Genomic DNA, 9,191 nt, shown 5'->3' with positions numbered 1-9,191 from the left:
GTGCCGGGCGTCCGCCCCAGGGCGGCCCCCCCCCCAGGACCGCGTTCGCGCCCTGTACCAGTTTCACTGTCGTCATCGAAATTCGGTGTTATGCATGCGTTCGGCCGCCCGCCGATGCGGCGGGCGGAACCTGCCGGCCGGGCCGGGTTCAGAGCGCGCGGCCCGCGTCGTCGAAGAAGTGCGCGTGCCGCAGGTCGACGCGCACGCCGACCGGCTGCCCCGCCGCGACCGCGCAGGCGTCGCGGCTCTGCCGCACCGACAGCGGCCGGTCGTGGCCCGCGAGCTCGACGTAGACGATCGTCGCGTCGCCCAGGTGCTCGGCGTGCGTGACGCGGCCGTCGAGCCCCGTGCCCGGCGCGCCGACCGCGAGGTTCTCGGGCCGGATGCCGAGCTGCAGCGAACCCGACGGCCACGCGCGCGCCTCGCCCGGCGGCGCGGGCAGCGAGCCGCCCGGCACGTCGAGGCGCGGCGCGGCGGCGCCGCCGTGCACGCGGCACGGCAGGAAATTCATCGACGGCGAGCCGAGGAACGATGCGACGAAATGGTTCGCCGGCTGCTCGTAGAGCGTCAGCGGCGAGCCGACCTGCTCAATGCGGCCGCCGTTGAACACCGCGATCCGGTCGCCGAGCGTCATGGCCTCGACCTGGTCGTGCGTCACGTAGATCATCGTGCTGCCGAGCTCGCGATGCAGCCGCGCGAGTTCGAGCCGCATCCCGCCGCGCAGCGCCGCGTCGAGGTTCGACAGCGGTTCGTCGAACAGGAACACGCCCGGCTTGCGCACGATCGCGCGGCCGATCGCGACGCGCTGCCGCTGGCCGCCCGACAGCGCCTTCGGCTTGCGGTCGAGCAGCGCCGACAGCCGCAGCGCGTCGGCCGCCTGCCCGACGCGCGTGCGCGTCTCGGCCGCATCGACGCCCGCGAGCTTCAGCCCGAACGCCATGTTCTCGAATACGGTCATGTGCGGATACAGCGCATAGTTCTGGAACACCATCGCGAGCCCGCGCTTCGCGGCCGGCACGTCGTTGACGCGGCGGCCGTCGATCAGCAGGTCGCCCGACGTGATCTCCTCCAGCCCCGCCAGCATCCGCAACATCGTCGATTTGCCGCAGCCCGACGGGCCGACAAACACCATGAATTCGCCGTCCTCGATGTCGAGGCTGACGTCCTTGATCACGTCCGCGCCGTCGTCGTAGCGCTTGCGGATCTGCTTGAGCGACACACTTGCCATGATTGGGTTTCTCCTCGTCCGTTCGTGCCGCTCACCATTCGGCGACCGAGCCATCCTCGCGTCGCCACACCGGGTTGCGCCAGCGGTGCCCGGTCGCGGCGGCCGCCCTCACCTTCTCCTCGTCGATCTCGACGCCAAGCCCCGGCGCATCCGGGCGCATCACGTAGCCGCCGTCGAACGCGAACGGAATGCCGCGCGTGTATGCGTACATCGCGTTGTCGTCGTGATAGGCGACGTTGGTCGACTGCTCCTGGATGAACGCGTTCGGCGTGCAGAAATCGATCTGCAGCGAAGACGCGAGCGTGAGGGGCCCGAGCGGGCAGTGCGGCGCGACCGCGACGTCGTACGCCTCGGCCATCGCCGCGATCTTGCGCAGCTCCCAGATGCCGCCCGCATGGCTCACGTCCGGCTGCACGATGTCGACCACGCCGTCCTGCAGCAGCGCCTTGAACTGCCAGCGCGTGAACAGCCGCTCGCCGGTCGCGAGCGGCACCGCGCAATCGCGCGCGACCTCGCGCAATGCGTCGTTGTGCTCGGGCAGCAGCAGTTCCTCGTAGAACATCGGGTCGAACGGCGCGAGCGCTTTCGCAAGCGCCTTCGCGACCGGGCGGCGCACGCGGCCGTGGAAGTCGATGCCGAGCCCGACTTCCTTGCCGATCGCGTCGCGCACCGTGGCGAAGCGCGCGACCGCGCGATCGATCGCCGCCGGCGATTCGATCCAGTCGGTCGCGTTGACGACGCCCATCTTCAGCGCGGTGTAGCCGGCTTCGACGAGCTGCCGCGCGTTCGCGGCCATCTCTTCCGGCGTATCGCCCTTCACGTGCGCATAGACGCGCGCCTTCTCGCGCACCGGGCCGCCGAGCAGGTCGTAGACGGGCACGCCGAGCGCGCGCGCCTTGATGTCCCACAGCGCCTGCTCGATGCCCGAGATCGCGCTCGTCAGGATCGGGCCGCCGCGATAGAAGCCGCCGCGGTACATGACCTGGAACAGGTCCTCGATATGCCGCGGGTCGCGGCCGATCAGGTAGTCGGCGAGTTCGTGCACGGCGGCCGCGGTGGTGGCCGCGCGCCCCTCGACGATCGGCTCGCCCCAGCCGGCGAGGCCCTCGTCGGTGCTGACCTTCACGAACTGCCAGCGCGGCGCGACCGCGAATGTTTCGATTTCAGTGATCTTCATGTGGAGGAACGGGTCCGGTTGAACAGCAGCGCCGACATGCCGTTGTCGGCGACGAGATCCGCGCCGGCGATGCCGGCCGCCGCGTCCGACAGCAGGAACGCGGCGATCCGGCCGATATCGGCCGGTTCGTTGATGCGCTGCGCGGGATGCAGCGCGCGATACGCGTCGAGCAGCGCGGGATCGCGCTCGAGCGCCGCGCCGATCGGCGCGTTCAGCGTGAAGCCGGGGCTCAGCGTGTTGACGCGGATGCGCTGCGGCGCGAGGCTCGTCGCCATCGCGCGCGACATCGCGACGATGCCGCCCTTGGTCGCCGCGTACATCTCGAAGCCCGGCACGCTCGCGCCCGCATGATTCGACGCGAGGTTGACGATCGCGCCGCCGCCGGCGCGCGCGATGCGCGGCGCCGCGAGCTGCGCGCACTGGAACATCGCGCGCAGGTTGGTGCGGTACAGGCGGTCGCAGTCGTCGAGCGTGAACGCGTCGAACGGGCCGTGCAGCGTGATGCCCGCGTTGTTGACGAGCCCGTCGAGCCGGCCGTGGTGCGCGTCCACGCGCTCGAACAGCGCGGCGACGCTCGCCGGCTCCGCGACGTCGGTCTCGACGAACAGCGCATCGCGGCCGCCGAGCCGTTCGCGCACCGCGCCGGCGCGCGCGGCGTTCTTCTCCGCGACGACGACCCGCGCGCCGCATTGCGCGAGCACCTCGACGATGCCGAGGCCGATGCCGTCGCCGCCGCCCGTGACGACGACCACGCGGCCGTCGAGCGATTCGAATGGATTCATGGTTTCACCCCTTGACCGCGCCGGCCGTGATGCCCGCGACGATCCTGCGCTGGAGCAGGAAGAACAGCACGAGCAGCGGCAGCGTGCCTAACACGGCCGCCGGGAACAGCTTGGTCGGATCGATGTCGTTGGTGCCGATGAAGCGGAACACCGCGACCGTGATCGTGAACTTCGACGCATCCGTCAGGAACAGCAGCGGATAGACGAGGTCGTTCCACACCGACAGCGTGACGAACATCGCGAGCGTGCCCGTGATCGGCCGCAGCAGCGGCAGCACGATGTACCAGTACACCTGCAGCGGGCCGCAGCCGTCCATCACCGCGGCTTCCTCGAGTTCGAGCGGAATCCGTTTCAGGAAGCTGGTGTAGAAGAACACGCCGAGCGGCAGGCTCTGCACGGTGTAGGCGAGCACGACGCCGAGATACGTGTTGAGCAGGTGCAGGTCGCGGAACAGCACGTAGAGCGGCGTCAGGCTGACGAACATCGGGATCGTCAGGCCGAGCGTCAGCACGATGTAGACCGCGCCCGACAGCCGGCCCTTCACGCGCGCCAGCGGATACGCGGCGAGCGACGACAGCAGCGCGACCAGGCACGTGACCGCGAGCGTGATGCCGATCGTGTTGGCGACGCTGCGCCAGTAGTTCATTTGCGTGAACACGGCCGCGTAGTTGCCGAAGAACACGTGGTCGGGCAGGCCGAGCGGGCGCGCGATGATGTCGTCGCCGGTGCGCAGCGACATCAGCACCATGTAGATCGTCGGCAGCAGCACGATCGCGACGATCGCGATCGCGGCGACGAGCCGCGCGCAGCCCGGCACGCGGCGCAGCAGCGCGCCGGCGCGCCGCCCGCCGGCCGACGTGCCGGCGGCCGGGCGGCCTTCGTGAAAGCGTTGACGGATGACGTTCACAGGTTGTCCTCCCGGCGGCGCAGGATCGTGTTCTGCGTGGTGGCCACCACCACCACGATCGCGAGCATGATCATCGACAGCGCACTCGCGAAACCGAACTTGTAGTCGTTGAACAGGCTGTGGAAGATCTGCAGCCCGAGCGTGGTCGTCGCGCCGTCCGGCCCGCCGTTGGTCAGCACGAGCGGCAGCTCGAAGGTCTTCAGCGTGCCGATCGTGCTCAGCGTGATGTTCACGGTGAACGCCGGCGCGAGCAGCGGCAGGTCGATGCGCGTGAAGCGCACCCACGCGTTCGCGCCGTCGAGCTTCGCCGCGTCGTGCAGCTCCGCCGGAATGTTCAGGTAGCCGGCCAGGAAGATCGCCGTCGAGTAGCCGACGTACATCCACACGTGCACGGCCGTGACGGCCGGCAGCGTGACCGACGGATCGCCGAGCCACACCTGCTGCAGCGCGTCGAGATGCACGAGATGCAGCAGTTCGTTGATGCCGCCGCCGAGCGGCGAGTACAGGTACTCCCACACGAACCCGGCGATCACCGCCGAGAACATGCTCGGCACGAGCAGCCCGACCCGCAGCGCGCCGCGCAGCCGCGGCAGCGAGAACAGCAGCGCCGCGAACAGCAGCCCGAGCCCGTTCTGCACGATCACGACGATCGCCGCATACGTGAACGTGACGACGAGCGTGTGCAGGCTCGCGGGATCGCGGAACGCGGCGGCATAGTTCGCGAGCCCGATCCAGTGCGCATCGCCCACGCCGGAAAAATCCGTCAGGCTCATCCGCGCGGCCTTGAACAGCGGATACAGGCTCAACAGCGCGTACAGCGCGAGCGCCGGCACGGCGCACCACAGCAAGGTCCGGTTACGCTTCATCGCGCGCCTCCCTGGTCGAACCGCACCGCGCGCCGGCGCGCGGTGCGGGAAATGTCGGCGGACGGGCGGCTCATCGCGCGGCCGCATCCCAGCGGGCGAGCAGCTTCGCCGGGTCCTGCCCGATGTCGAGGAAATACGCGGACATCGAATTCCAGATCGCCGTGAACAGCGTGCCGGTCCACACGCCCTTCGGATACAGCACGACATGGCCGTTCTTCTGCGCGGCCGCATAGGGCTGCGCCTGCGGCGGCATCGCGTCGCTGCCGCCCTCGAACGGGCTGAATCCCGCTTCCGCGTCGAGGAACTGGCGGTCGTTGTCGGGACGCGCCCAGAACGCCAGCCACTTCTTCGCGGCGTCGGCCTGGTGCGACGCCGCGTTGATCGCCCACGCGGTGCCGAGCATGTCGAGCGCGACGGGCCCGTTGCCGGGCACCAGCGCGGGCAGCGGCGCGAACTGGAACGACAGCCCCTTCGTCGCGCTGAACTTCGCGATGTTCCATGCGCCCTGCGGCATCATCGCGACGCGGCCGGCCTGGAATTCGGTCAGCCCCGTGCTCCATGCGCTCACGCCGTCGTTCAGGCGCGGCGCGAAGCACTTCGCGTCCGCGAGCGTCTTCAGCGCGGCCACCGATTGCCTGAACGCCGGATCGGCCGCGAAGCGCGCGCTGCCCGCGCCGACGAACGATTCGGCCCGCGCGGTGGCATCGCCGCCGCCGGCCGCGAGCCCGGACGCGATCACGAGCGCCGCGGGCGCCCAGCCTTCCTTCGCGGGCAGCAGCATCGGCGTGATGCCGGCCGCCGCCAGCTTGCCGCAGGCGGCCTTCAACTGGTCGACGTCGGTCGGCACCGTCGCGACGCCGGCGCGCCTGAGCAGGTCGAGGTTCGCGAACAGGCCGATGCCGACCAGCTCCATCGGCAGCATGTAGGTCTTCCCGCCGATCTGCGCATGACCGCGCACGCCGCGCCAGATCGTCGGCACCCACTTCTCGCCGCTCAGGTCGAGCAACTGGTGCGCCCCCTGCCATTGCCGCATCAGCTCGCGATCGACCATCAGCACGTCGGGCCCGTTGCCGCCCTGCAGCCGCGACGACACGACCGTCGTCGTGTCGTTGCGCGACATGTACTCGAACTTGACCTTGATGTCGGGGTTTTCCTTCTCGAACCTTGCGATCAGCGCCGCCATGTTGGCGGGCTCGGCGCCGCCGCCCTTCCAGCCCGTCACGTCGAGCGTGACCGGCGCGGCGCACACCTGCGCCGCCAACACCGAAAGGACTGCGAAAGTTGCCGCCCGAAGCCTGTTGAACATCTGCTGTCTCCACGTTGTTGTTGAATCGTTGCGCACGGCCAGTGGCGCACGGCCGGCGGTGCACGGCGAGTGCCGCACGGCCGGCGGCGCGCAGCGTGCGATCCGGCCGCGCCCCGTCGCCCGTCGCGCAGGAAACCCGCGTTTCCCCCTTCATCCGATTCACTTGGGAAAGCGCTTTCCCTATTGTGTCGCACAACCTCCCCGGCTTGCAAGCGCCGGGGCGGACCGATCGTCTAGGGGATATCCCGGGGGCCTGTTGCAACGGGCGCGGGCGGCCCGTGCACGAACGGATCGAGCGGCCTTCGCGCCGAAGGCGCTATCATCGGATATGCGACTTTCGTCCGGCCCTTTTTTGCCGGCCCACTTTCAACTCGTTCAACCGACATGACAACGACTACCGAACGCGTGGACGGCGCCGCCCAGCATCTCGTCGCCGCCCGCCATGCCGGCTCGCCCGGCCCGCTGCTGCCCGATACGCTGCGCCCCGAGAATGTCGAGACCGCGCTGGCGATCCAGCAACGCGTGGCCGACCTGCTCGGCGAACCCGTCGGCGGATGGAAATGCGCGCTGCCGCCGCCCGACCGCGTGATCCTCGCGCCGATCTTCGCGTCGACGATCCGCGCGGCCGACGCGCCGTACCGCGTCGTCGGCGGGCCGATCGTGCGGATCGAACCGGAGATCGCCTTCGTGCTCGATCGCGACCTGCCCGCGCGCGACCGGCCGTACGACGTACAGGACGTCCGCGCCGCGATCCGCGAAGTGCGCATCGTGCTCGAGGTGCTCGGCTGCCGCTATGCGGAGCCGGCGCGCGCGTCGAAGTTCGAGCTGCTCGCCGACGGGCAGTTCAACCAGGGCCTGTGCGTCGGGCCGGTCGTGCCCGGCGGGCTGGACGCGCCGCTCGAGACGCTCGCGCTGTCGTTCGAGGGCGCGCTGAACCGTGCGATCGACGGCCGCCATCCGGACGGCGATCCGCTGAAGCCGCTGGTGTGGCTCGTCAATTTCCTCGCGTCGCGCGGCGATGCCGTGCGCGCCGGGCAGATCGTGACGACCGGCTCGTATGCGGGGGCGATCGACGTGCCGCTCGGCGATGCGCTGACGGTCCGCTTCGGCGACCTCGGCAGCCTGTCGGTGACGTTGACGGCGTGACGCGCGCGGCGCGCCTGCCGATGCGCCCGGGTTCAGGTACGCCGCCGCGCGACCGGCCGTGACGGCAGCGTCATCGCGGCCACGCCTGCGACGACGCACCCGAGCCCCAGCCATGCCGACGTCGACAGCGACTCGCCGAGCAGCACGACGCCGATGCCGACGCCGATCGGCACGCGCAGGTAGGCCTGCGCCGTCGCGCCGACCGAACCGAGCGTCTGCACGAGGCGGAAGTAGATGACGAACGCCAGCGCGGTCGAGAACACCGCGAGCGCGACAAGCGCCATCAGCGAGTGCGGCGACGGGTGAAGCGTCCACGGGCGATCGACGACGAGGCTGGCCGGCACCAGCACGATCGCGCCGACGATCAGCGAGCCGGCGGCCGGCGCCGCGGGCGGCAAATCCTTGAAGCCGCGCCCGTAAATCGCGGCGCCCGCGTAGCAGACGGTCGCCGCGACGATCGCCAGTTGCGGCACGAGCTGCCGCCCCAGCCCTTCCAGCGCGCCGACGCCGACCACCAGCGCGATGCCGGCGAGCCCCGCGACGACGCCGAACAGCTTGCGCGGCGTCAACGTCTCGTGGCGGGTGATCAGCCACGTGCCGAGAAACGCGAGGACGGGCGACGCGGAATTGAGGATCGTCGCGAGGCCGGCTTCGACCGAACGCTCGGCCCATGCGATCAGCGTGAACGGCACGACGCTGTTCAGCAGCGCCTGCACGGCGAAACGACGCCACACGGCGGGATCGCGCGGCATCGCGACGCGGCGGATGCGCATCCACAGCAGCAGCGCCGAGCCCGCGATCAACGTGCGCGCGGCGATCAGCGTCAGCGGCGGGATCGTCTCGACGCCGATCCGGATGAAGGTGTAGGACGCGCCCCACAGCGTCGAGAGCGTCAGGAGCAGCAGCAGGTCCGCGACGGCGGGCGCTCTGGTGGGCGTGGCGGAATGCATGTCGGGTCGCTCGCGTTCGTGGTCCGTGACGGGGGCATGATCGACGCGCTCGGTACGCGTCATGCGAACGGATTGTGCGGGCGGCAGCGCGCGAACGCTTCGGCGTGACGCGAAATATGGATTGCAGCCCGCTCGGCCGCGCCCGGCGCATGCCGAATCCGGCGCGCCGTTCCGATATGCTTGTCGGATGCCGGGTTCGGGCCGAACCGCCCCCATGGAAACGGAGTGTCTGCGATGAATCGAGCGACGGCGCCGCGCAACGGCGCCCCCTGCTTCCGGGCAGCAAACGAGCGCGATGTCGACGCGCTCGTCCGGCTGATCAATTCGGCCTACCGCCCGACGACGGCCGAGGCCGGATGGACGCACGAGGCGGCCATCGTCGACGGGCCGCGGATCACGGCGCGCCAGGTCGCCGAGACGCTGGAGACGCCCGACACCGTCTTGCTCGTCGCCGAGATCGAAGGACGGGTTGCCGGTTGCATCGAAGTCGCGGCGACCGGCCCCGAGGCCCGCATCGGCACGCTGGCCGTCTCCCCGTCGATGCAGGATCGCGGGCTCGGCAAGGCGTTGCTGCACGAGGCCGAGCAGCTCGCGCGCCGCCGCTGGCAGATCGGCAAGGCCGTCATGGTCGTCCTGTCGGTCCGGCATGAACTGATCGACTTCTACGTGCGCCGCGGCTACGCCCGCACGGGCGAGCGGACGCGCTACCCGGTCGATGCGGGTGTCGGCATGCCCCGCGACGCCGACCTGACGATCGAGACGTTGACGAAAGACCTCGCGCGCGACTGACGCGGCCGGCGATCCGGGCGCGACGGCGTCCCGCATCGCC

Annotated in this window: 9 protein-coding genes; 2 read left to right on the top strand and 7 right to left on the bottom strand. The window is 70.4% G+C overall.

Annotated elements, in window-relative coordinates; translation table 11 throughout:
- Positions 1 to 148: 148 nt before the first annotated feature.
- The 6 genes from GQ56_RS0136010 to GQ56_RS0135985 all read right to left on the bottom strand — a co-directional run bounded on the left by GQ56_RS0136010 (position 149) and on the right by GQ56_RS0135985 (position 6,266).
- Complete coding sequence (locus GQ56_RS0136010; RefSeq protein WP_031403259.1) at positions 149 to 1,228, bottom strand: ABC transporter ATP-binding protein; 1,080 nt, start codon at positions 1,226 to 1,228, stop codon at positions 149 to 151.
- A gap of 31 nt (positions 1,229 to 1,259) precedes the next feature.
- Entirely contained in the window at positions 1,260 to 2,405 is a 1,146-nt protein-coding gene (dgoD, locus tag GQ56_RS0136005; protein ID WP_031403258.1) for a galactonate dehydratase, read from the bottom strand.
- Complete coding sequence (locus tag GQ56_RS0136000; protein WP_031403257.1) at positions 2,402 to 3,187, bottom strand: SDR family NAD(P)-dependent oxidoreductase; 786 nt, start codon at positions 3,185 to 3,187, stop codon at positions 2,402 to 2,404. Before GQ56_RS0136000 ends, dgoD begins: the two co-directional genes overlap by 4 nt.
- A 4-nt stretch (positions 3,188 to 3,191) precedes the next feature.
- A complete protein-coding gene (locus tag GQ56_RS0135995; protein WP_043301736.1) occupies positions 3,192 to 4,094 on the bottom strand; it encodes a carbohydrate ABC transporter permease in 903 nt (300 codons plus the stop codon).
- Entirely contained in the window at positions 4,091 to 4,960 is an 870-nt protein-coding gene (locus GQ56_RS0135990; protein ID WP_031403255.1) for a carbohydrate ABC transporter permease, read from the bottom strand. Before GQ56_RS0135990 ends, GQ56_RS0135995 begins: the two co-directional genes overlap by 4 nt.
- A 70-nt stretch (positions 4,961 to 5,030) precedes the next feature.
- Positions 5,031 to 6,266 (bottom strand): ABC transporter substrate-binding protein, encoded by a 1,236-nt coding sequence (locus tag GQ56_RS0135985; RefSeq protein WP_081895025.1) that lies wholly within the window; start codon positions 6,264 to 6,266, stop codon positions 5,031 to 5,033.
- A gap of 384 nt (positions 6,267 to 6,650) precedes the next feature.
- Between GQ56_RS0135985 and GQ56_RS0135980 the strand changes: the two genes are divergently transcribed.
- Positions 6,651 to 7,412 carry a 2-keto-4-pentenoate hydratase gene (locus GQ56_RS0135980; protein WP_031403253.1) on the top strand — a complete coding sequence of 254 codons (762 nt, stop codon included), beginning with the start codon at positions 6,651 to 6,653 and terminating at the stop codon, positions 7,410 to 7,412.
- Between the two features lie 32 nt (positions 7,413 to 7,444).
- On the opposite strand, the gene GQ56_RS0135975 is transcribed toward GQ56_RS0135980, so the two are convergent.
- Positions 7,445 to 8,362: a DMT family transporter gene (locus GQ56_RS0135975; RefSeq protein WP_031403252.1), complete on the bottom strand. Its 918-nt coding sequence runs from the start codon at positions 8,360 to 8,362 to the stop codon at positions 7,445 to 7,447.
- Positions 8,363 to 8,596: 234 nt separating this feature from the next.
- Between GQ56_RS0135975 and GQ56_RS0135970 the strand changes: the two genes are divergently transcribed.
- Positions 8,597 to 9,151: a GNAT family N-acetyltransferase gene (locus GQ56_RS0135970; protein WP_031403251.1), complete on the top strand. Its 555-nt coding sequence runs from the start codon at positions 8,597 to 8,599 to the stop codon at positions 9,149 to 9,151.
- Positions 9,152 to 9,191 lie beyond the last annotated feature (40 nt).

Origin of the sequence: Burkholderia paludis, from assembly GCF_000732615.1 — a bacterium.
Taxonomy (GTDB): domain Bacteria; phylum Pseudomonadota; class Gammaproteobacteria; order Burkholderiales; family Burkholderiaceae; genus Burkholderia; species Burkholderia paludis.
This window is presented reverse-complemented; position numbering and strand designations above follow the sequence as displayed.